This is a genomic window from Acinetobacter sp. GW821-FHT09D10 (genome assembly GCF_059416285.1).
The window spans coordinates 1,067,322-1,089,708 of the sequence record NZ_JBWKOW010000001.1 but is presented as its reverse complement, the minus strand read 5'-3'; the positions used below and the strand labels follow the sequence as shown (position 1 = coordinate 1,089,708).

Annotated in this window: 18 protein-coding genes; 7 read left to right on the top strand and 11 right to left on the bottom strand. The window is 40.2% G+C overall.

The annotated features are described in order from the left end of the window. Positions 1–15: 15 nt before the first annotated feature. The gene (locus AC07M3_RS05120; RefSeq protein WP_171056761.1) at positions 16–855 is read right to left on the bottom strand and encodes a p-hydroxycinnamoyl CoA hydratase/lyase; all 840 of its coding nucleotides are present in this window, start codon (positions 853–855) and stop codon (positions 16–18) included. Positions 856–1,103: 248 nt separating this feature from the next. On the opposite strand from AC07M3_RS05120, the gene mhpT reads away from it, so the two are divergent. From mhpT to AC07M3_RS05105, 3 genes are all read left to right on the top strand, one after another. Continuing rightward, complete coding sequence (gene mhpT / locus AC07M3_RS05115) at positions 1,104–2,336, top strand: 3-(3-hydroxy-phenyl)propionate transporter MhpT (protein ID WP_419295808.1); 1,233 nt, start codon at positions 1,104–1,106, stop codon at positions 2,334–2,336. A 69-nt stretch (positions 2,337–2,405) separates the two neighbouring features. Then, a complete protein-coding gene (locus AC07M3_RS05110) occupies positions 2,406–2,861 on the top strand; it encodes a MarR family winged helix-turn-helix transcriptional regulator (RefSeq protein WP_494566719.1) in 456 nt (151 codons plus the stop codon). 110 nt (positions 2,862–2,971) lie between these two features. Beyond that, positions 2,972–3,664, top strand: a complete 693-nt coding sequence (locus AC07M3_RS05105) for a GntR family transcriptional regulator (protein WP_494566718.1) — start codon at positions 2,972–2,974, stop codon at positions 3,662–3,664. 44 nt (positions 3,665–3,708) lie between these two features. Here AC07M3_RS05105 and AC07M3_RS05100 read toward each other — a convergent pair whose 3' ends face one another. Together AC07M3_RS05100 and AC07M3_RS05095 are read right to left on the bottom strand one after the other, a co-directional pair. Continuing rightward, the gene (locus AC07M3_RS05100; RefSeq protein ID WP_494566717.1) at positions 3,709–4,653 is read right to left on the bottom strand and encodes a PDR/VanB family oxidoreductase; all 945 of its coding nucleotides are present in this window, start codon (positions 4,651–4,653) and stop codon (positions 3,709–3,711) included. 12 nt (positions 4,654–4,665) lie between these two features. Further along, positions 4,666–5,742: an aromatic ring-hydroxylating dioxygenase subunit alpha gene (locus AC07M3_RS05095; RefSeq protein WP_494566716.1), complete on the bottom strand. Its 1,077-nt coding sequence runs from the start codon at positions 5,740–5,742 to the stop codon at positions 4,666–4,668. Positions 5,743–6,250: 508 nt separating this feature from the next. On the opposite strand from AC07M3_RS05095, the gene AC07M3_RS05090 reads away from it, so the two are divergent. From AC07M3_RS05090 to AC07M3_RS05080, 3 genes are all read left to right on the top strand, one after another. Further along, a complete protein-coding gene (locus AC07M3_RS05090) occupies positions 6,251–7,597 on the top strand; it encodes an MFS transporter (RefSeq protein WP_494566715.1) in 1,347 nt (448 codons plus the stop codon). 31 nt (positions 7,598–7,628) lie between these two features. Beyond that, complete coding sequence (locus AC07M3_RS05085; protein ID WP_494566714.1) at positions 7,629–8,909, top strand: OprD family outer membrane porin; 1,281 nt, start codon at positions 7,629–7,631, stop codon at positions 8,907–8,909. A 252-nt stretch (positions 8,910–9,161) separates the two neighbouring features. Beyond that, positions 9,162–11,360, top strand: coding sequence for an OsmC domain/YcaO domain-containing protein (locus tag AC07M3_RS05080; RefSeq protein WP_494566713.1), 2,199 nt, complete (start codon positions 9,162–9,164; stop codon positions 11,358–11,360). Positions 11,361–11,425: 65 nt separating this feature from the next. On the opposite strand, the gene choxAB is transcribed toward AC07M3_RS05080, so the two are convergent. From choxAB to AC07M3_RS05060, 4 genes are all read right to left on the bottom strand, one after another. Continuing rightward, complete coding sequence (gene choxAB, locus AC07M3_RS05075; RefSeq protein WP_494566712.1) at positions 11,426–13,096, bottom strand: cholesterol oxidase; 1,671 nt, start codon at positions 13,094–13,096, stop codon at positions 11,426–11,428. Positions 13,097–13,124: 28 nt separating this feature from the next. Continuing rightward, positions 13,125–14,018 carry an alpha/beta hydrolase gene (locus AC07M3_RS05070; RefSeq protein ID WP_494566711.1) on the bottom strand — a complete coding sequence of 298 codons (894 nt, stop codon included), beginning with the start codon at positions 14,016–14,018 and terminating at the stop codon, positions 13,125–13,127. 77 nt (positions 14,019–14,095) lie between these two features. After that, positions 14,096–14,950 carry an SDR family NAD(P)-dependent oxidoreductase gene (locus AC07M3_RS05065; protein ID WP_494566710.1) on the bottom strand — a complete coding sequence of 285 codons (855 nt, stop codon included), beginning with the start codon at positions 14,948–14,950 and terminating at the stop codon, positions 14,096–14,098. Positions 14,951–14,993: 43 nt separating this feature from the next. Continuing rightward, complete coding sequence (locus AC07M3_RS05060) at positions 14,994–16,481, bottom strand: flavin-containing monooxygenase (protein ID WP_494566709.1); 1,488 nt, start codon at positions 16,479–16,481, stop codon at positions 14,994–14,996. A gap of 136 nt (positions 16,482–16,617) precedes the next feature. On the opposite strand from AC07M3_RS05060, the gene AC07M3_RS05055 reads away from it, so the two are divergent. Then, positions 16,618–17,640 (top strand): AraC family transcriptional regulator, encoded by a 1,023-nt coding sequence (locus AC07M3_RS05055; protein WP_494566708.1) that lies wholly within the window; start codon positions 16,618–16,620, stop codon positions 17,638–17,640. Between the two features lie 2 nt (positions 17,641–17,642). Here the strand turns inward: AC07M3_RS05055 and AC07M3_RS05050 are convergent, their stop codons facing one another. The 4 genes from AC07M3_RS05050 to AC07M3_RS05035 all read right to left on the bottom strand — a co-directional run bounded on the left by AC07M3_RS05050 (position 17,643) and on the right by AC07M3_RS05035 (position 22,037). Continuing rightward, positions 17,643–18,518, bottom strand: coding sequence for a class I SAM-dependent methyltransferase (locus AC07M3_RS05050; protein WP_494566707.1), 876 nt, complete (start codon positions 18,516–18,518; stop codon positions 17,643–17,645). 114 nt (positions 18,519–18,632) lie between these two features. Further along, positions 18,633–20,156 (bottom strand): flavin-containing monooxygenase, encoded by a 1,524-nt coding sequence (locus tag AC07M3_RS05045; RefSeq protein WP_494566706.1) that lies wholly within the window; start codon positions 20,154–20,156, stop codon positions 18,633–18,635. A gap of 22 nt (positions 20,157–20,178) precedes the next feature. Beyond that, the gene (locus AC07M3_RS05040; protein WP_307010673.1) at positions 20,179–21,012 is read right to left on the bottom strand and encodes an SDR family NAD(P)-dependent oxidoreductase; all 834 of its coding nucleotides are present in this window, start codon (positions 21,010–21,012) and stop codon (positions 20,179–20,181) included. A 65-nt stretch (positions 21,013–21,077) separates the two neighbouring features. Then, positions 21,078–22,037, bottom strand: coding sequence for a metal-dependent hydrolase (locus AC07M3_RS05035; protein ID WP_092707835.1), 960 nt, complete (start codon positions 22,035–22,037; stop codon positions 21,078–21,080). Between the last annotated feature and the right edge of the window lie 350 nt (positions 22,038–22,387).

Sequence of the window (22,387 nt, the reverse complement as noted above, 5' to 3'; positions counted from 1 at the left end):
TTAGAGAATCAAAAGTTAACCAGTACGTTTATAGCTCTGTAAACCCGGTTTAATTGATTTTTCATCTAAAAATTGTTTCAAACCTTCTTGGCGACCGTTTTCAGTATCACGATGGATACATTGATCGAGCTTGGCATATAAGTAGTCTTCGTTTTGGTCCCATGTGAGCTCACGGCAACGTTTAAACCCATTTTTAGCTGTACGAAGAACCACAGGGTTTTTCTCAAGTAAACAATTTGCAAGTTCAGTGACTTCTGCTTTTAGCTGTTCAAGCGGTACGCTCTTATTCACAAGTCCCATGGTCTCGGCTTCTTTACCACTAAAGGTTTTACCCGTCATGATGTAATACAAAGCTGCACGGTGACCTACGGTATCTGCCATTGCTTTGCTTACAAGGTTGCCTGGTGGGATACCCCAGTTAATTTCAGATAAACCAAAGGTTGCTTCATCTGCTGCAATCGCAAGATCACACGCCACTAATGGTGAGAAACCGCCTCCGAAACACCAGCCGTTAACCATTGCAATAGTTGGTTTTGAATACATACGAAGAAGTTGCCACTGCCAACGACATGAGTCACGGCGAATACGTTCTTGATAAATTTCAGGCTGAGTGTCGACTTCGCGGAAATATTCTTTCAAGTCCATGCCGGCTGTCCAAGAATCACCTGCACCAGTTAATACTAAAACACGCGCATTTTGATCAAGTTCTATGGCTTCAAGCACATCAATCATTTCACGATTGAGTGTAGGACTCATGGCATTTTTCTTTTCTGGGCGATTTAGTGTGACCCAAGCAATTCCATCTTCAACTTTAACATCTACGGTTTCCCAGCGATTTTCATAAGTCATCTTCATACTCCTTGAATGATTTTGTGATGTTCTGAGATTTAATTTAATATCAGTTAAACTTACATTCAAGTCTTTTTTTTAAAATTTAATAATTATTTTATAATTGTATGTATTTTAAATAAAAATTAATTTAATAAATAATTTTACATAAAAATATGTTGATTTTTTAGTAAGTTTAACTGATATTTTTGGTGTGTTTAAACAACAATACACAAAGGGCTAAATGGAACGACTAGTCAATAAAGGACAACACAATGGAAAAGATATTAGGACAGTCTGCAAGAGCAAAGATTACGTTACTACTTTGCTTTGCAATCGCAATTTTTGAAGGTTTTGATCTTCAATCAATGGGGGTAGCCGCTCCACGAATGCGGGCTGAGTTTATGTTGGACAATGGCCAGATGGCATGGGCATTTAGTGCTGCAATTTTGGGAACACTACCGGGTGCAATATTAGGTGGCAGATTTGCAGATATTATTGGGCGTAAGAAAATTCTGATTTTTAGTATTCTACTTTTTGGAATTATGTCTTTGCTAACAGCATATGCTGCTAACTTCAGTTTGCTGTTACTCATCCGTTTTTGTACCGGTTTAGGAATGGGTGGGGCACTTCCGATGATGATTACACTTGCCTCTGAAGCTGTGCCTGACCAGCACAAGGGCAAAGCGGTAAGTATCATGTATAGTGGCATTCCTTTTGGTGGATTATTGACTTCTGTCGTTGCCATGTCGTTGGCGGGTGATGCAGAGTGGCGTCATATTTTCTATATTGGTGGTATTGCGCCTATTTTGTTAATTCCACTCATCATGCGCTTTTTACCTGAGTCAAATGATTACCTGCAACGTAAAGTTCAAGCACAAAAAACGACTCCATTCTTTGAGGTTTTATTTGCCAAAGAACGCCGCATGTCGACTATTCAGCTTTGGGTAAGTTTCTTCTGTACCTTAGTGGTGTTGTACTTCTTGTTGAACTGGTTACCGTTACTCATGGGCGCGCAAGGCTTATCGAAACTTCAGGCAAATTATGTACAGATGGGCTACAACGTTGGTGGAATTTTAGGTTCAATCTTAATGGGTGTGTTGCTTGATAAATTACGCATGAGTTTTGTGATTAAGTTGATTTATCTAGGCATTTTATTCTCACTTTGCTGCTTGGCAATTTCTCCAACGGTGGCTTTATTGGCACTTTCGGCAGTGGGTTGTGGTTTATTCATTGTGGGTGGACAATCGGCATTGTACGGTTTAGCCGCAATGTATTATCCGACTGAAATGCGTGGAACCGGAGTTGGTGCGGCGGTTGCAATTGGACGTATTGGTTCTTTTGCTGGACCTTTAATGGCTGGTTTTTTACTCTCACTTGGACAAAGCTCGACAATTGTGATTGGCTCAAGCATTCCAGTGATTTTAATTGCAGCGATCTCTGCATTACTTCTTGTCAAAAAACCTAAACAGCCTGTACATTTAGTACAAAGCTCAGGTGCTCGCTAAGTTTTAACGAAAGTATGGGGTGACTGCCTCATACTTTCCTACAGATTTTCTTATGATGAATGAAAGGTTATGGTACGTTCAAATTTAGTTCAGAAAAAAATAGAAGATGAGCCTAAGTTAAGTTATATGATTGCTCGTGTTGACCGAATTATTAGTAAACATTTAACAGAACATTTAAAAGAGCTTGAAATTACCTTGCCACAATTTACTGCACTTTCTGTTTTAGCTTCAAAAAGTAATGTATCCAATGCCAAGCTTGCTGAGCGCTCTTTCATTAAGCCGCAATCGGCCAATAAAATTTTGCAAGATTTGTTGGTTAATGGTTGGATTGAAAAGAAACCAGACCCTACGCATGGCCGCCGTATTTTAATTACACTGACCGAAAGTGGTGTTGAAAAACTGAATAAATGCAATGAAGTTGTATTAAAAGTTGAAGAGAAAATGCTTGAAGGCATTGATATCAATCTGGCTTATTTAATTCGTAATAACCTCGATATCATGGTGAATAATCTTAAAAACCTTTAAATAAATGAGCTTTTGGGGGACGAGCTAAATTCCCAAGCACTGATTCACACAGAAAATTTATTTCATTTTGCAAATGAAGTTGTTAGCATCGAAGTGACGTTTTTGACAATATGTGGCAGCAAATGTCTTCAGGGCAACAAGTTTTACTTAAATTAAGAAAAATGATTATTTCAGGGGAACTTGAAGGTGGTGCCAGAATTGCTGAGATTCCCACTGCTGAGTTACTTGGGGTTTCGAGACAGCCTGTTCGTATTGCATTTCGGCTGCTCGAACAAGAAGGTCTTCTCATCAAGAACCCAACCCGTGGCTACACCGTCCGTGAAATTTCAGAACAACTGGTTCATGATGCGCTTGAAGTGCGGGGTGTGCTGGAAGGGTTGGCTGCAAAAACTTTGGCAGAACAAGGTTTAAGCGAAGAGCAGAAAAAGACACTGCAACATTGCATTCAAGAAACCGAAAAACTCTTTAATGAAAAAGACGAGTTTGGCGACGCTGAACTGGAACGTTATCATCATTTTAATGTCATTTTTCATGACACGATTATTGAGGGCGCGCAAAATGTAGCGCTCATACAAGCTTTAGCAAAAAACAATCAATTGCCGATGGCTTCTGCTCAAGCCATTACCTATGATGAGAAGCAAGCTTTGTCGGAATATCGTCGTTTGCACTATGCACATTTACAGCATTGTTCGATTTTCGATGCGTTGACACATCGACAGGCAGGGCGCGCTGAAACTTTAATGCGTGAGCACAGTAGTGTAGTGATTTTAGGTGAAACGCTAAGAAATGTTTTAAGCACCTAAGATGAAAATAAGTTCCTTTATTTTTGAATAAAGGAACTTGGGTGTTAAAGTTCAATCACAAGATTTTTAGTTTTTGCACGAGAACAGCAGGGCGTAAACTGGTCATTTAGTGCATGTTCATCTTCAGTCATAAACATATCACGATGATCTGGCGTGCCTTCTACAACGCGGGTAATACACGTACCGCAAATACCTTGTTCACATGAAACAGGAATATCAAAACCATTTGCAATTAATGCTTCAGTGGCGGTTTGTTCTGGCAATACTTCAATTCGACGACCCGTACCTTTAACTTCAATGGTAAAAGCTTCATTGTTGGAAATATCTGCTTTTTGAGCGACAAAATGCTCTTGATGTAATTGTTCACTATGCCAACCTGCTTGTTCGGCTGAGCTCATGACAAACTTCATAAATCCTGTAGGCCCACACACATATAAGTGTTTGTCAGGTGAACTCTCGCCTAAAACCTCTGCCATATTACATTCGGTGTCTGGCTGATCTTGAATATGAAAATGAACTTGATCACCGAAGTGCTTGGTCAAATTGCCATAGAAGGCAATCATTTCATGACTACGAACAAAGTAGTGTAATTCAAAAGGAATATTGGCTGACTTAAGCCGATATGCCATCGATAAAATAGGTGTAATACCAATACCACCAGCAAATAAAATTGCTTGTTTGGTTTGAGGGTGAATCTCAAATAAATTACGTGGTTCACCAATCTTTAAATGATCACCTTCACGATATTCAGTATGGATACAACGTGAACCACCGCGTGAGTTAGCATCATGTAAAACACCAATTACATAACGATGCTTTTCACTGCAACAATTAGAAAGTGAATATTGACGGGTTAGACCATTTTTAAGATGCACATCAATATGGGCACCTGCTTCAAAATTCGGTAGCTCTGTACCATTTGCTGCAATCAGTTCAAAGGCACGAATGGTCGGGGTGAGCTGGTGAATTTTTTGAATAATAACGTCCATGTTCATGCTCCTTTAAATAATCCGAATGTTTGGAAACTTTTGTGCGGATGTTTCCGGAGGTGTTTTATTTTCTTCAGCAAGGAGTCGCTCAATCACCTTACGGGACTGTACACCGCCCGCATCGATGTTAAGCATCAGTAACTTGCGATGGGGATTGTTTAAAATATTTTGTTGTTGTTGCTCCAGTATTTCTAAATCTTCAGTAAAGATTTTGCCTTGACCTTCACGAATTTGATCGGTGAGTTCAGCATTATCTGGTTGGAAGTTGCGCGCCATTCCCCAGAAATACCAGTGTGAAGTTTCAGTTTCTGGCGTAATAAAATCGACCACGATTGAGGAAACTTTTTTGTCATTTGATGCGTCATAACCACCATGCCCAGCATGTGCCACACCGACTTCAATATGCACATTACTTGGGGCAAAGAAGTGGCAACGTTGCCAACGGTCAACAGGTACATCATCTGCCAAGTGATTACCCCGAAGGGCCATTTGCCAAAATGGAGGTGCGATCACATTTTCCATATAACGTTCGGTAATGACATGGTCGCCATCTACTTTTGTCACTGGCAATGATTCATCAATCTCTTTTTGACCAATACTGCTTGAGTGAACATAGGTCTCGTGAGTTAAATCCATCAGGTTATCGACCATGAGGCGATAGTCACATTGAATGTGAAACAGACCTCCGCCATAGCTCCATTCAGGATGATCTGCCCATTCTAAAGTTGGGAGTTTTGATTCATCTGCTAATGCCTTTTCGCCTGGCCATATCCAAATAAAGCCGAATTTTTCAACAACTGCATATGCTTTGTTGCAAGGGAAACCATTTACACGTTGAGCTGGCATTGAAACAGTTTTTCCGTCACAGCCCATGACTAAACCATGATAACCACATACGAGGTTTCCATCTTCGACATAACCTAGTGAAAGTGGGGCACCACGATGCGGACAAAAATCTTCAACGGCTGCAACTTGATTTTCTTTACCACGATAAAAAACAATTTTTTCACCACAGATGGTGCGACCTAACGGTTTGTCTTGAATTTCTTCTGGGCGGCAGGCTACATACCATGCATTTTTAATAAACATTGTGACGACTCCTTATCACTTATTGGATCCAATTTATAATAAATAAAAATAATGGTCAATTGATAAGCAGTATATTTCTTAAAAAATATTGTTCTTTAGAGTTGGTGGTTTTGTATGTTTCTAATTGCTATTAAAGACTTTTGTATTTCTTTTTAGTTTTAGAAGCGAAATCTTTTATGGTTTTAATTTGGATCCATAATTCTTCAATCCCATACAGGATTTGGATAGCTCTTGAAATTACAAATTTAAAAATATTTTATGGATCCATATTTTTTATTGATTTAATTTAATATGAATTATAAGTATATTTTTCAATAATTTAATTTATTGCTAATTAAATTTTAAAAATATTGTTGATTTTTTGGATCCAAATATTCAGTATAGAAAAAGAGCAGGATGCTCAAAAAATAAATATTCCTCTAGGTCATTATGGATACGGATGTGCATAACTACCCAATTGCTTATATAGCAATGTCGTGTGTATGTCTTATCCAAGGGAGATACACAAATGGAAAGAGACGTTCTAAGTGAGATCAATCAAAACAATATGAGCCGCTACCAATGGTTTGTTATTTTGATTTGTATCTGTCTCAATATTATTGATGGCTTTGATGTGATGGTGATGGCATTTACCGCACCGTCCGTATCAGCAGAATGGTCACTTTCAGGGGCACAAATTGGCTTGTTGCTTAGTTCAGGCCTTTTTGGAATGGCTGCTGGTTCAATCTTTCTCGCACCTCTAGCCGATAAAATCGGTCGTCGTTTACTCATCTTAGTTTGTCTTGTGATTGCAGGTCTTAGTATGTTGGGCTGTGCTTTTGTACAAAGCCACGGCATGTTGGCAGCACTTCGGTTTATTACCGGAATTGGGGTGGGCGGTATTCTTGCCAGCAGTAATGTGCTAGCAAGTGAATATGCCAATGCTCGCTGGCGTAGTCTTGCGGTTAGTTTAATGTCTACAGGTTATGGAATTGGCGCCACACTAGGTGGGGTATTGTCACTGGCATTGATTGAGCATTTAGGTTGGCGTTCAATCTTTTTGGCTGGTGGGATCACAACCATTGCAATGCTGCTGATCAGTGCATGGTTATTACCTGAATCTTTAGATTATTTATTAGCGAAAAGACCCAAACAGGCATTGGAACGAATTAATGCAACTGTAAATCGTATGGGGCTAAACGAACTACCAGTTATGCCGCGTTATGAAAAAATCAGCACGCAAAATGGCAGTGAGCTGGGTAAATTATTTGCAGGGCAACTGGGATTTCAAACACTTTGCCTTTGGTTTGCATTCTTTTTAGTGATGTTTGGCTTTTACTTTGTCATGAGCTGGACACCAAAAATTCTTATTTCAATGGGAATGTCACCAGAGCAAGGGGTAAGTACAGGTATTTTAATTAGTATTGGCGGTATTTTCGGTGCAGCCATTATTGGTTTACTCGCATCACGCATAAAAATTTTCTATGCCTTAAGCCTATTTTTAGGGCTAACGTCTGCATGTGTTTTTCTATTTGTCGCAGTCTCGTCTCAAGTGAGTGTCGCACTCATGGTGGGGTTATTACTCGGCACACTTATTAATGGCTGTGTGGCAGGTCTATATTCTATTTCTCCAACAATTTATGACGCCGAAATCCGTAGTCGCGGTGTGGGTTATGCCATTGGTTTTGGTCGTATTGGGGCAATTTTATCGCCAACGATTGCAGGTGTTTTTCTGGATAAAGGCATCGCACCAGCAACGCTTTATGCCTATTACGGTGTGGTATTTATTTTGGCTATTTTCCTGATTTTAAGTCTGGGCAGTGCATTTTACCGAAGTAAGAAAGAGCAGAACTACTCGCTTAAAACAGCACCTTAATCCATTAAAAATTAAATAGTTGAGATAAAAAATGAAAAAGACACCATTGTGGGTGGGGGTATGCTTGTGCCCATTATTTAGTCAAGTTGTGCATGCGGAGTTTATTGCGGACAGTAAAGCTGAGCTAACACTGCGTAATTTTTACTTTGACCGAGACTATAAAAAAGATCCATATCCCTATACAGCTGCCAGGGATTGGGCGCAGGGTTTAATTTTTAAAGGACATTCGGGTTATACCGAAGGGACAGTTGGATTCGGTGTTGATGTACTGGCAATGGCGGGTTTTAACCTGATGGGAAGTCGCGCTGATGACTATGCACGTAGTGGCTTATTACCCGTCAATACTGATAACTCTCGTGACGATTATTATGGAAAAATTGGTATTACAGGGAAGGCTAAATTTAGAAAAAATGAGCTTTTTGTGGGGGATTTAGTTCCACAATTACCGACCATATTTTCATCGCCAGCCCGTTTGTTCCCCCAGACTTATCGCGGTATTCGCTTTGTTTCAAATGAAATTCCAAATCTTCAACTTGAAGGATTTTATGTTGACGAAGTGCGTCAACGCGACTCAATTCGCTTTACAGATGTTGGAACGGACAATATCAACCGTCGTTTTGACAAGGCAGCAACCACTGATTCTTTTTACACGCTGGGAGGAAGTTATCAGTTAAAGGACTACCGTTTACGCGCTTACCATGCCGAACTCAAAGACATTTACCAGCAACAATTTTTGGGTTTTAACGGAAAACAGCCTTTAAATGACCAGCTTAATTTTTTAAGTGACGTGCGTTTTTTTAATAGTGAAGAAACTGGAAGCAAAAAAATAGGAGAGGTCGATAACCGCCATATGAGTGGTTTATTTGGTTTGAACTATCAAAACCATACGGTTTCTTTGGGCTATATGCAGTCGTTTGGCTCGACTGGTTTGCCGTTTTTGTCGGGAACCGAAAGTCCAGTCGTGCTTGATTTTATGAGTTCTGACTACTCAAATAAAGACGAAAAAGTCTATTCGATTCGTTATGAATATGACTTTAAAAATGCACGATTAGGTGATGTTTCATTAAATGGACTGCGCTTTATGACCCGCTATGCAAAAGGCGAAGATATTGATTTGCTGCAATATGGTGATCAGCGTTTCAAGGAAGAGTCGATGGAATTTGATTTAGGTTATAAAATTCCTGAAGGGAAATTAAAAGGCCTAGGCATGCGAGCTCGTTTTTCTCACTATCGTAACGATATGCCAAGCACTATGACATTTCACTCGGCAAATGAAACACGGTTGAATGTTGATTACACCTTTAAATTTTAATGCTCAATATTTAAGTAAATTAAAGACAAGTTAAAGCATTGTGAGCATCAATGTTTTAACTTTAGTTATCAACTTCACAAAATCACTCTATAATACCGCCAATCTTATTAAAGCCAATTGAGTCGTTCATTAAACACATGGCTTTAATCTCTCATTTTTTTAAGTCAATTTCTTCGCTGTGATTCGGCTTATTTTTCAATATTTAGAATTTTATGTGTCTGTGCTGACACATAAAAATATTTAGGTGCCAGCATGGAAATCAAGGTTAATTATCTCGACAATCTTCGACAGGAAGCTAAGTTCGATGACTTTACGGTAATTGCCGATCAACCAATTCGCTACAAGGGTGACGGTTCGGCACCGGGCCCATTTGACTATTTTTTAGCATCTTCCGCATTGTGTGCAGCGTACTTTGTAAAAGTGTATTGTGCAGCTCGAGATATCCCAACCGATAATATTCGTTTATCACAAAATAATATTGTTGATCCTGAAAACCGCTACAAGCAAACCTTTAAAATTCAGATTGAATTACCAGCCGATATTTCAGATAAAGATCGCCAAGGGATTTTACGTTCAATCGACCGTTGTACTGTTAAAAAAGTTATTCAAACTGGTCCTGAATTTATTATCGAAGAAGTTGAAAGCATTGATGCAGATGCGCAAGCACTGTTATTGCCAAGCTTAACTTCAGAAAGCCATACCTATATTCAGGGTAAAGACCTGCCATTAGAAGAAACCATTGCCAATATGTCTGCCATTTTGGCAAATTTGGGCATGAAGATTGAAATCGCATCTTGGCGTAATATTGTTCCGAATGTATGGTCTTTACATATTCGTGATGCACAGTCTCCGATGTGTTTTACCAATGGTAAAGGTGCAACTAAAGAAAGCGCTTTGGCATCTGCATTAGGCGAGTTTATTGAGCGTTTAAACTGTAACTTCTTCTATAACGACCAGTTCTGGGGTGAAGATATTGCCAATGCTGAATTTGTGCATTATCCAGATGAAAAATGGTTTAAACCGGGTCCAAATGGTGAATTACCTAAAGAAATCTTAGATGAATATTGTCTTGAGATTTATAACCCAGATGATGAATTACTCGGTACACATTTATATGACACCAATTCAGGCAATGTAGAGCGCGGCATTTGCTCGCTACCTTTTGTGCGCCAGTCTGACGATGAAGTTGTCTATTTCCCATCAAATTTAATTGAAAACTTGTACTTAAGTAATGGTATGAGTGCAGGCAACACTTTGGCGGAAGCCCAAGTTCAATGCTTGTCAGAAATTTTTGAACGTGCTGTTAAACGTGAAATTTTAGAAGGTGAAATTGCACTTCCAGATGTTCCTGAAGACGTATTAGCAAAATACCCAAGTATTGTTGCTGGTATTAAAGGCTTAGAAGAGCAAGGCTTCCCTGTATTAGTTAAAGATGCATCATTAGGTGGTCAGTTCCCTGTAATGTGTGTGACTTTAATGAACCCGCGTACGGGTGGTGTTTTTGCATCGTTTGGTGCACATCCAAGTTTTGAAGTTGCGTTAGAGCGTAGTTTGACTGAGCTGCTTCAAGGTCGTAGTTTTGAAGGCTTAAATGATTTACCACAACCGACTTTCCAAAGTAATGCGGTGACTGAACCGAATAACTTTGTTGAGCATTTTATTGACTCAAGCGGTTTGGTATCTTGGCGTTTCTTTAGTTCTAAATCTGACTATGACTTTGTTGAGTGGGATTTTTCTGGAGAAGGCGAAGAGTCGAATGCAGACGAAGCTGCAACATTGTTCGGTATTCTCGAAGAGATGGGCAAAGAAGTTTATATGGCAGTATATGAGCACCTAGGTGCGACCGCTTGCCGTATTTTAGTGCCGGATTATTCAGAAATTTATCTCGTTGAAGATTTGATTTGGGACAATACCAATAAAGCACTTTCATTCCGTGAAGATATTTTAAATCTGCATCGTTTGGATGATGAACAACTTGAAGCATTGGTTGAGCGCTTAGAAGAATGTGAGTTAGACGATTACACCGAAATCACCACACTCATTGGCATTGAATTTGATGACAATACAGTTTGGGGACAGCTCACGATTTTAGAGTTGAAGTTGTTGATTTACGTTGCTTTGCAGCAATTTGAAGAAGCAAAAGAGCTTGTCGAAACTTACTTGCAATATAACACCAACACTGTTGAGCGAGGCTTGTTCTATCAGTGCATGAACGTGGTGCTTGAAGTGATGTTAGATGAAGAACTAGAGCTTGAAGACTACCTGACTAACTTCCGTCGTATGTTTGGTGACACACGAATGGAGGCAGTATTAGGTTCTGTCGATGGTAGCGTTCGTTTCTATGGTTTAACACCAACAAGCATGAAACTAGAAGGACTTGATCGCCATTTACGTCTGATCGAGAGCTATAAAAAATTGCATGCAGCTCGTGCTAAAGCCGTAACGATGTAATTTAAAAAGCGAAATAAAAAAAGCCTATTTTAAAATAGGCTTTTTTTATAAAACAAATTTCTATGTTAAGCAGAAGCTTTCGTGATCTCTACGGTTTCTGCATCTGCTGTATCGTCCTGATGTTCGCCCAAAGTGTGTTTAGCCGGAATATAAGACATTGCACGTTCTGCTAAAGCTGTAATGGTGAGACTTGGGTTAACACCCAAATTGGCACCTAACATTGAACCATCTACAACATATAAGTTTTTATAGTTAAAAACGTGATTTTGTCCATCCACCACGCCACGTTCTGGGCTTGAGGAAATTGCACAGCCGCCCATACAGTGTGCGGTAAAAGGCACATTGAATAAAATTTCGGTAATGGTTGTCATAGGGTGGCCATTAAACATTTTGGCAACTTTTTCGGTAAAGGTATTGGCCTGTGGAATATAAACCGGTAGCTTTTTACCTTCGCTAGATAAAACCTTGCCAAAAGGCCAAAACCAGTTACGCTTCAAGCGCATGTTAATTGAGGCATCGGCAGTTTGCATCACCAAGAAAATCAAGGTTTGACGTGCAAAACCAACCGGATTGCTCATGCGTAGAAAAATAAATGGATGGCAGATTAACGCCCATAACCAAAAGAAGATACGTGTCCAACCCGGTTTTCCTTTTGCCATGTAAGTACACATGAGACCCATTGCATCGGAACCGTTTTGGTAGCGAGTCGCCTCAATATGAGTGTCATGGTCGATGTAAATACTTGAACCAATGGCAACACCTTTGCTCATGTCGACATCTTTACCAAAGAAACGAACCCCTAAAATAGATTCGGCATTGGTACGAACCCGATTACCCAAGTCATCGGAAATATTTGGCAGAGAACCAGACTGCTTTAAGCGGAACAACATCTCTTGTGTACCCAAAGAAGATGCCGAGAAAATCACGTTGCGTACTCGCCATGTACGACGCTGTTTATTAAACCATGAGGTTGAGCATTCAGTGGTTACTTCATAGCCATCACTGCCATCTGCTTTACCATTGAGTGGTTTAACATCAACAACTTTGGTTTCTTCATAAACCTTGGCACCATTTTTTTCGGCAAAGTACAAATAGTTTTTATCCAAAGTGTTTTTTGCGTTGTGTTTACAACCTGTCATACAACCGCCACATGCGGTACACGTCGCACGGTCTGGACCTTCACCATTAAAATATGGGTCGGGGTATGTTTTTCCGCCTTGTTCACCTTCGGGTGGGAAGAAAGTCGCAACACGAGTCGGTTTAAAGGTGTGGCCCACGCCGATAGCTTCACCCATTTGTTTAAGCATATGGTCGGCAGGACCAAAAATTTTATTATCCGTCACCCCAAGCATACGTTCTGCTTCTGCATAGTGCTGGGGCATTTCATTTTTCCAGTCCGCAGCATCTGCCCATGTGCCTTCGTCCCAAATATGTTCAGGTGGAACGAGTAGGGTATTGGCATAGGTAATTGAACCTCCACCTACAGCATTCCCGCAAATAATGGTGACATGGCGAAAAAAGCGCATATTGAAATAGCCGAAAAGCTTCATGCCTGGACGCCAAATCCAGCGGCGGGAATTCCAGTTATTTTTCGCAAAATCTTCGGCTTTCCAGCGACGCCCCATTTCCATTACAGCAACTGAGTAACCTTTTTCGGTTAGACGGCAAGCAGAAACACTACCACCAAAGCCTGAACCAATAATGAGATAATCATAGTCATAATTGTTTGTTGTCATGCCGAGGCTCCTCTCTGGCGATTATTTTTTATATTGACTGTGTATGTTTATCAATGAATTGCCCAATGCGCTCAATCGAGTCATTAGATTCTTTTAGTATACCCGTGTGGAACTGAAAAACATGTCCGACTTGGTCATAAATCCTAAAGTTCGTCGGAATACCGTATTTTCCAGCTTGTTCAGCGAGACGTTTTGCATCATCTAATAAAACTTCTTCAGTGCCCACATGAATCAGAACAGGTGGTAATCCAGTTAAGTCTGCATAGAGTGGGGAACAGATTGGATCGGTCAGTGTTTTTTGCGCGCAATAGTTTTTTGCACACCAAGCTAACCAGTCTTCAGACAGCATTGCATCTTGAGCTGTACGAGTTTTCATACTGTTTCCAGAGAGGCTTAAATCAACCCACGGTGAAAGTAAAACCAATGCAGCTGGTAGTGGCAATCCTGCATCCCGAATAGCAATTGCAGTGCTTAAACTCAGCCCGCCACCCGCAGAATCTCCGACAAACACGAGTTTTTTCGGGTCTTGTCCTTGGGCAAGTAAAGCTTTGTAGACAGCAATTGCATCTTCAATAGCAGCGGGGCTTGAGTGTTCTGGAGCGAGGCGATATTCAGGTAACCAGACTTGTGCTTGAGCTGCGTGTCCAATTTGAGCGGCAAGCTTAGTGTGACTTTTTGAACTGCCAACAACATAGCCACCGCCATGTAAATACAAGATACCTAGCCCTGACTTAGTCGTTTTGGGCTGAATATGAACTGTTGGCACTTGAGCAATTTTTGGCTTTTTTGTTTTATAGCCACGTGGCCCAAGCACAATAACACTGGCTGCATCGCTACAAAAACGTTGTAACTTCACTGGAGTTTTGGGTGATAAAGCTGGACGTAGCGTGGTACGGATGGTCCATGCAAGAAGCTGCTTCATAATAAGAACTCATACTAGAGCTTGTTATTTATTAATCAGCATCTCCTAAATTTAGGATGATGCTGATCAGTGATTTTTTATTTTGCTGGTTTGTTGAGTAGGCGAGTTTGAAAAGCAGTCGCGGCTCCAAAAATCTTTTGGTAGCCTTGTGGAAGAATACGCTGAATCACATCAACGACTTTCGCATCGGCTCCAATCAGTAAGCGTCGACGGTTTTTACGAACAGCCTCTAAAATTTGTTGAGCAGCCTCGTCAGCAGGGGTGCGAAGTAATTTGTCGAAAGCATCCTGACTTTTTAGAGGGTCCATGCCTAAAGACTGGACACTATTATTCATGCGGGCAGCTTTGGCAATATTGGTACGAATACCACCCGGATGAACACAGGTCGCGCTAACCCCAGCATTTTGCATATCAAGTTCTTGACGCAGAGATTCAGTAAAGCCACGAACAGCAAATTTACTCGCGTTATAAGCACTTTGGGTCGGTTGAGCTGTTAAGCCAAACATACTAGAAATATTAATAATATGCCCATCACCACTTTGCTTTAAAAATGGCAAGAATTCTTTAGTGCCATAAACTACGCCCCAAAAGTTAATACCAATGAGCCATTCAAGATCTTCATAGCTTACACCTTCAGCTGTGCTACCTATTGCTACACCAGCATTATTAAAGATCAGGTTAACTTCGCCATGCTCATTTACAACAGCTTTCGCCCAATTTGCAACCTCATCACGCTTAGCAACATCAACTTTTTGCGTAGTTACTTTGACTGAGTAAGGCGTTAACAGCTCGACTGTTTTGGCTAAGCCCGCTTCACTGATATCGGAAAGTGCCAGATGGCAGCCTTGTTTTGCCAGTTCAATTGCAATTGCTTGTCCAATTCCGGAACCCGCACCTGTCACAGCAGCGACTTTGTTCTTAAATGTTTTCATAAAATACTCCGTTTATTTTTCTGATTTCCTATCGTGAAGCTGATTAAGAAAGAGCCGAGACTTGAGTGTAGTTTTCAATATCAAAGCGGCGAGTGCGTTGACGATACTCAAGGGTAAAACCTGGCCAGTTATTGGTATTCTTGCCATCAGCAGTTTGATACCAACTTGTACAACCTTGTGCCCATACGGTTTTCTTCATTTTTTCTTGAATATTTTGGTTGAACTCGTGTTGAACTTCTGCACGAACATTGGTGAATAACAACTTGTTTTTTATCAATGTTTGAATGGCATCTAAAATATAATTCACTTGACTTTCAATCATATAGACAATTGAATTATGTCCAAGATTGGTATTTGGACCATAAAGCATAAAGAAATTAGGGAAGCCGCTAACAGTTAAGCCAAGGTATGCTTCTGCACCATCTTTCCATGTATCTTTTAAGGTACGTCCGTCCAATCCAGTAATTTGCATTGGCGCCATAAATTCAGTTGCAGCAAAACCAGTACCATAAATAATGGTATCAACTTCACGCAGATTTCCGTCCGTATCTAAAATGCCATTTTCAGTAATTTCTTGAATGCCCGTATGAATAACATCTACATGGGGTTGAGTGAGCGTTTCATACCACTGGTTGGAAATCAAAATACGCTTACAACCAATTGGGTAGTCCGGCATTAAACGATGACGTAATTTGGAGTCTTTAACGACCTTACGAATATGACGTTGGAATAAATATTCCACCAAAGGCATTTCATTTAAAGAAGTTGTAAAGGCAAGCAGACGAATTTCGTGATGACCATATTGCAAGGCACGATCTAGACTCTGCAAAATCGGTAATTTGCGGAACGCTTTTTTCTCTAAAGGTTGATAAACCCGATCTGGTTTTGGAATGACATAAGGTGCCGAACGTTGATAAACATCAAGATGAGCAACCTCTTTAGCAATTTCAGGAACAAACTGAATGGCGCTCGCACCTGTACCAATTACAGCAACACGTTTACCATTTAAATCATAATCATGATCCCAACGAGCTGAGTGAAAAGCCTTACCTTTAAAGTTTTCAATGCCTTTAAGTTTTGGGTAGGCTGGGCGGTTTAATTGACCCACAGCACCCACTAAAAACTCAGCTTCAAAATGCTCACCAGTGGTACTTTGAATGTGCCATACACCTTGTAATGCATCAAATTCGGCACTGGCAATTTCTGTATTAAATTGAACGTGTGGGCGAATGTCATATTTATCAGCGCAATGGCGTAAATATTGGTAAATCTCTTGAGATGTGCCGTAACGGTTTTTCCAACCCAGCTCTTGCTCAAAAGAAAAAGAATAAAGATGTGACGGAACATCACACGCAGCACCCGGATAAGTATTGTCGCGCCAGACACCACCGACATCAGCGGCTTTTTCATACAGGGTAAATTGTTCAAAACCGGCTTGTTTGAGACGAATCGCAAGACCCAAACCACCAAAACCCGTGCCTATAATGGCGATGCGTACATTTTTATTTGAATTAGCTGACGAATTAAACATAGGCTGCTCTAAAATCCTTAAAAACAGTGGGCGAAAGAATCGCAATTTCCTGTATGCAGCATAGACGTTTATTTGCTTGATTTAGAGGATGGATGAGGACAAAATATTGTGATTCGAGGACATTCTGGATGGTACAGTGACGTACACTTGGGCATTTGAGCGTAGCATACACAGTGTTCGACTCATGGCTGATTTTGCGGTGGAATCAGGCATTTCTTATCAGGCCATTTTAGAAGAGACTGGAATCAGTCAACAGCAATTGCTTGATCCTAATATGGTGGTGACAGGTCAGCAAGAATTGCAGGTTATTCATAACTTGGTTGAGCAGCTTGGAGACAGGCCGACATTAGGCTTAGATGTAGGTACACGCTACCACTTCACAACATTTGGGCCTTTAGGCATGGCCCTCATGAGCAGTGCCAGCATTCGTGAAGCACTTGATTTAGCTTTAACCTATTTTTCACTTACTTTTGCCTTTACCCGATTTCTAGTTTCAGATACAGATGAAGGTATTCGGATTGAGATTGAAGATGAGGGCATTCCTCTTTCAGTTCGACAGTTTATTGTTGAACGGGATGCCGCGGCGCTCATTACGGTGCAGCGTGACCTAGTACAAGATAATTTTTGTCAATATATGGCTTTCACTTTCCAGCCTAAAGCTGAGGTACAACCTTATATTGATTTGTTTGGAATTCTGCCGGAGTTTGGGGCGGCTAAGAACTTTGTTTTACTCGATCCACATAAAGTAGATCAAAAACTACAAATGGCCAATGACCTGATTTTGCATACGGCTGAAGAACAATGTCGGCAAATTTTAGATAGGCGCCAAACACAAAAGAAATTTATTAATTTAGTGCAGCAGCAGTTAATGAGGGTACGAGGGGAAATGCCCTCTATGGACATGGTTGCCGATCGTTTGCACTTAAACGCGCGTACCTTACGCCGTCATCTCGCTCAAGAAGGTATGACCTTTATTCAAATACGTGAAGAAGTCAGACAGGTTTTAGCAGAACAATATCTGACTTTACCGAAAGCCTCTATTGAGCAAATTGCCGAATGGTTGGGATATGCCGAACCTACCAGTTTTATTCATGCTTATAAAAGATGGCACGGTAAGACACCGCATGCAGTAAGGTTAAGTGGTAAATCATCAAGCTGAGTTTATTTATTCAAGCGCAAATGCAATAAACGAGTCGCCGAAGTATGGCGAATCTCATCTACTCGTGCACTAAAATAACGCTCAGTAATAGCTTCACCTGACAGATCTTCAACGACTTCAAAGCCCATTTGTTCAACTGCGTGATGTAAATCAGTAGGTTTAAATTGACCTAATAATGGTTCTTTGAGCAAATGCGTAAACTGGGCAACACCCATGCTACCAATACGTTCGATACCAGTTAATTCCTGAAAATCGGTCGAATAGTCGAGTACAACTTCGCTAGCGTTTGCTGCAAATTCAGCAATGCTTTTTAAAGTCTGCAAAGTTGTTTGCGGGTTTAAATAATGAGTCGTTCCTAACCATGAAAAAAAAGCAGGAGCGGATCGCTCATAGAGACTTCTGGCTAAGGCTTCCGAAATAGACTCTTTTTCAAAGTTAATTGCGACAAACTCAACTGTTGAAGGAATATTTCCTAGCTTTTTTAGTTTGGCTTGTTTGGCAGCTTGAGTATCAGGATGATCAACTTCAAAGATTTTTAAAGTTGGGTAATGGTGAGACTCACGTAGTACAAATGAATCTAGACCTGCACCAACTAAAACATATTGTTGAGTGTTTTGTTGAACTGCCTGATCAAGTAAATCTTCGGCATAACGAGAGCGTCCGACCACTTGCCCAGTGAGTAAACCTAAAGTGCGGTTTAAAACCGCTGAATTCATTAATTTAACAAGGAGTGGGCTTGATAGAAGTTTTTTCCAGCTTCTACTGGTCAGCTCAAAAGCATAAGGGTCTGAAAATACAGGGCTGACCGTATTTTTAAAGTGATTTGCACGTAATGCAGCGGCGGCTTCGGCGGTACGACTTGATTGACCTTCTTTCATCTTTATCCTGTTTTTTTATTTCTTGAAGATATTCAACGAAGAAGGCAGTGTATTTTCATGAAAACCTAAAATACACTGCCTATTTCTTACAACGGATTTGATCAAAATTACAAATTAATGAGTCTTTGTCGTTTGATATGTCACTTCATAATCTTTCAAATCGACGTTTTTCAAACGTTGTTTCAGCTTTTTCAATGACCATGGCCATGCAGCGAAGTTACGGCCGTTGGCATCAAGGTAGTAACTCTTACAACCACCACTATTAAATACAGTTGTTTTTAAGTGTTTTTGCACCAGATCATTATGCTTTTTAATAACTTCGGGCTTAACGTTGAACTTGCTAATACCCTTGTTCTTAATTTTCAATAAGCCATCTACAATATAGTCTAGCTGTGCCTCAGCTAAGCCAATAAAAGAGTCATAAACCAAGACATTCGGTCCTAAAATTAAAAATGCATTCGGCACATTTTCAATGTTGGTACCTAAATAAGCCTCAGGTGAACTATCTTTCCATAAATCTTGTAAACATTGACCTTTTTCATTATGAACACGTTTACCAATTGGCGGGTGAGATACCTCAAAACCTGTACCCCAGATAATCACATCAACTTCATGGCGTTCACCGTTGGCAGCAACAACCGTATTGCCTTCAACTTTAACCAAGCCATGTGGAATAAGGGACGTGTTTGGTGCTTGTAGCGCAGGGTAGTAATTGTTAGCAAACAAAATACGCTTACAGCCAATATCAAAGTTTGGCGTTACATTTTTACGTAGCACAGGGTCATTAATCTGCAATTTAAGTAATTGCTTACCTAGTACATTGACCGGTTTAAGTGCAAGCGGGTTACGTAAACCAAAGTTAATTGCATTTAGGGTTAACGCTACACTTTTACGCCAGCTTGCCTGAATGGATGGATATTTAGCAATCACTGATTTACTAAATTCGCCCAAGTCTGTGTCTGGTTTTGGTAGTACCCAAGGTGCTGTACGTTGGAACACAAAAAGCTCTTTCGCTTTTGGTTGAATTTGGGGCACAAACTGAATGGCAGATGCACCAGTACCAATCACGGCAATGCGTTTACCTGTCAAATCATAATCATGGTTCCATTTTGCTGAATGGAACATCTCACCTTTAAACGTATCTAAACCTTCAAGACGTGGAACTTGTGCTTCAGTAATTGGACCTGTAGCGAAAATAACTGTTTTAGATAAATACTGACCAGTAGTGGTATCAAGTACCCACACATGGCGTGAGTCATCCCATGCAGCATTTAGCAATTCGTTGTTAAATTCGATTTTGGATGTGACATTAAACTCATTACTCACATCTTCCAGATAACTTAAAATTTCTGGTTGGCGAGCAAATAAATGGCTCCATTTTGCACTTGGTGCAAACGAGTAAGAATAAAGCGCAGATGGTACATCACAACCACAGCCCGGATAGGTATTTTCACGCCATGTGCCACCCACACGGCCAGCTTTTTCAATAATTTTATAATTGGTATAGCCGACCTGATCTAGGCGAATGGCAGTAGCTATACCTGAAATGCCGGCACCTACAATAAAGGTGTCGAAAATGTGGTTGGGTGAATTGACAGCTTTTTTTGCCGATGCATTTGTTTTCATTTGAGCAGTCATATGCGTACTACCTATAAATTTCTTATTTCAATAATTTGTAAGACGTGCCAAGGAACTTGTTATACAAGCTTGGTGATGCACGTTTCATGAGCCAGAATAACTTCGCATCAATTTGAGGAATGGTATAAAGCTCATTCTGATCAAGGCGGTTAAGTGTTAATTTGGCTACACTATCACTGGTGGTGAGTGCGTAGTTCATAAGTGCATGGTCTGCAAGCTTTGAATACCGTCCTGGAATCCGACCATTTTTGATAATATTGGTTGGAACCAAAGTAGGGCAAAGCACATTAACTTTAATATTGAACTTATGCAGCTCGGCAGAAAGCGTTTCTGAAAGCGCGCGTACACCTGCTTTAGTCACGTTATAGGCGGTCATTTCTGGTGCAGCCGTATACGATGCAGCGGAAGCAACATTAATAATCGCGCCGTAACCCAACTTTTTAAATTTTGGTACGAATGCATGACAACCGTGAATAACACCCCAAAGGTTGATATTCATGACCCAATTCCAGTCTTCGAGCGTCATTTCATCGAATTTTCCGCCCAAACCTACACCTGCATTATTAATGACAAGGGTTACAGGGTGCCCAAGTAAGATCTCAGCAGTTTCTGCTAGATCTGTAACCTGTTCGGAGTTACCGACATCGCAACGCACAGCGAAAGCTTTCGCGCCTTGTTGTTCAAGAAGTTTTACGGTTTCTTCAGCAGCTTCTAGATTAATGTCTGCACAAACCACACTGCCACCACGTTTTGCCAGTTCAATTGCAAAACTTCGACCAATTCCACTGCCTGCACCTGTCACCACGGCATAAGCTTTTTGGCTTGGTTTAACTTTCTTTTTGCCAAATAAAATCATGATTCATCCATAAATAACTTGAAGAGAAACTAGCTATCTACGAGATAGCTAGTCATAAAGGACGATTAAGACACGCGTACAGGTGGGGTAAATTCTTTAACAAAGTAAGGAGCAATTGCACCGCCTTCGTTCAGCAATTTCTTTTTGTAGTACTCAAGATATTCAGTCGTATCATGGTCATTTGGATGAAAGTCTGGACGTAAATAGTCAAGAATCTGACCAATCGTACTTCCGAAAACACCATCTTTCGGGCCAAAGATTAAACCAACGCCACGACGGGCATCTTTCCAGAATTTTAAGGTGAACATCTCTTGCGGTTTTCTTAAAACTGGTACAAATAAGGTCGTCGCAGGAATAAGCCCTAAAATGGTAATGAGAGCAAGGACGAAACCAGATGCTCTTAATGGATAGCTGCCATTTAAGATTTGGTAGACATCATAGGCAATATCTTTATGCTCAGATTCTTCAAGCATATGCCACATCCACAATGCACGGCTCTTCGCATCATCTGAATAATAGAAATTCTTTTCATGCTTCATCATGTATTCAGCAAGTACAGCAGTAAAATGCTCAATACCCGCCATCATCGATAATTTCAGTGGTTGTGGAAATTTTAAAAAGACATATTTAAAGAAGTTCGAGCCAAGGAAACGATAGAGTGCAACAGGATATTCAGCATCTTGAAGTGCATCGTTATATTCATTGTGCAATTTTGAGTGAATTGCTTCTTGACCAATGAGCGAAGTCACTCGCTGTTTTAATATTGGATCTTTAATAAAGTCACGGTGATGACGAGCAGTTTCGATCACCAGATCTTCACCATAAGTTAAAAAAACTGAAAGTGTTGCAAAAAACAAGGTGGCAAATTGATTGTTCATATAGAACTTGACATCAATTTCCTTACCATCAAAACCAATATTTAAATGACGGATTGGAATAGTGCTTTTACTGGCAAAATCCGGCAACTCAATTTCACGTTGAAATTTAAGTTTGTTAAATGATTTTTTTACTGTGGTCGAGATCATAGCGACACCTTGAGACAAATCAGTAGTAGTGCATTTTGATGAAAATCAATAAACTTAATGTTCAACAAGGCACTGTAAATTCCATTTTCAAAGCAGAGTGTTCTCTGGATTGACTACGGTGTTGTTGCTCCGTTATTTGTTTGATTATTTGGCTGAATAACGGAAAGAAGAGTTGAGACATACAGAATTTCTCAGTGACTCTTCTTTAATTTTTTCATATTAATCTGACTTTATGTTCGGATTCAATTCGGGTAAATTTTTAAATATATAAAAGTAATTTATGAATTTCTTTTATAAGAAAAACTTTAATAGAAATTTATTTATATTTTTGAAAAATAATGAATAATTTA

Excerpts from the sequence above, each read along its gene's own strand:
- AC07M3_RS05120 (WP_171056761.1), bottom strand. The coding sequence starts at position 855 with ATGAAGATGACTTATGAAAATCGCTGGGAAACCGTAGATGTTAAAGTT.
- mhpT (WP_419295808.1), top strand. The coding sequence starts at position 1,104 with ATGGAAAAGATATTAGGACAGTCTGCAAGAGCAAAGATTACGTTACTA.
- AC07M3_RS05110 (WP_494566719.1), top strand. The coding sequence starts at position 2,406 with ATGGTACGTTCAAATTTAGTTCAGAAAAAAATAGAAGATGAGCCTAAG.
- AC07M3_RS05105 (WP_494566718.1), top strand. The coding sequence starts at position 2,972 with ATGTGGCAGCAAATGTCTTCAGGGCAACAAGTTTTACTTAAATTAAGA.
- AC07M3_RS05100 (WP_494566717.1), bottom strand. The coding sequence starts at position 4,653 with ATGGACGTTATTATTCAAAAAATTCACCAGCTCACCCCGACCATTCGT.
- AC07M3_RS05095 (WP_494566716.1), bottom strand. The coding sequence starts at position 5,742 with ATGTTTATTAAAAATGCATGGTATGTAGCCTGCCGCCCAGAAGAAATT.
- AC07M3_RS05090 (WP_494566715.1), top strand. The coding sequence starts at position 6,251 with ATGGAAAGAGACGTTCTAAGTGAGATCAATCAAAACAATATGAGCCGC.
- AC07M3_RS05085 (WP_494566714.1), top strand. The coding sequence starts at position 7,629 with ATGAAAAAGACACCATTGTGGGTGGGGGTATGCTTGTGCCCATTATTT.
- AC07M3_RS05080 (WP_494566713.1), top strand. The coding sequence starts at position 9,162 with ATGGAAATCAAGGTTAATTATCTCGACAATCTTCGACAGGAAGCTAAG.
- choxAB (WP_494566712.1), bottom strand. The coding sequence starts at position 13,096 with ATGACAACAAACAATTATGACTATGATTATCTCATTATTGGTTCAGGC.
- AC07M3_RS05070 (WP_494566711.1), bottom strand. The coding sequence starts at position 14,018 with ATGAAGCAGCTTCTTGCATGGACCATCCGTACCACGCTACGTCCAGCT.
- AC07M3_RS05065 (WP_494566710.1), bottom strand. The coding sequence starts at position 14,950 with ATGAAAACATTTAAGAACAAAGTCGCTGCTGTGACAGGTGCGGGTTCC.
- AC07M3_RS05060 (WP_494566709.1), bottom strand. The coding sequence starts at position 16,481 with ATGTTTAATTCGTCAGCTAATTCAAATAAAAATGTACGCATCGCCATT.
- AC07M3_RS05050 (WP_494566707.1), bottom strand. The coding sequence starts at position 18,518 with ATGAAAGAAGGTCAATCAAGTCGTACCGCCGAAGCCGCCGCTGCATTA.
- AC07M3_RS05045 (WP_494566706.1), bottom strand. The coding sequence starts at position 20,156 with ATGACTGCTCAAATGAAAACAAATGCATCGGCAAAAAAAGCTGTCAAT.
- AC07M3_RS05040 (WP_307010673.1), bottom strand. The coding sequence starts at position 21,012 with ATGATTTTATTTGGCAAAAAGAAAGTTAAACCAAGCCAAAAAGCTTAT.
- AC07M3_RS05035 (WP_092707835.1), bottom strand. The coding sequence starts at position 22,037 with ATGATCTCGACCACAGTAAAAAAATCATTTAACAAACTTAAATTTCAA.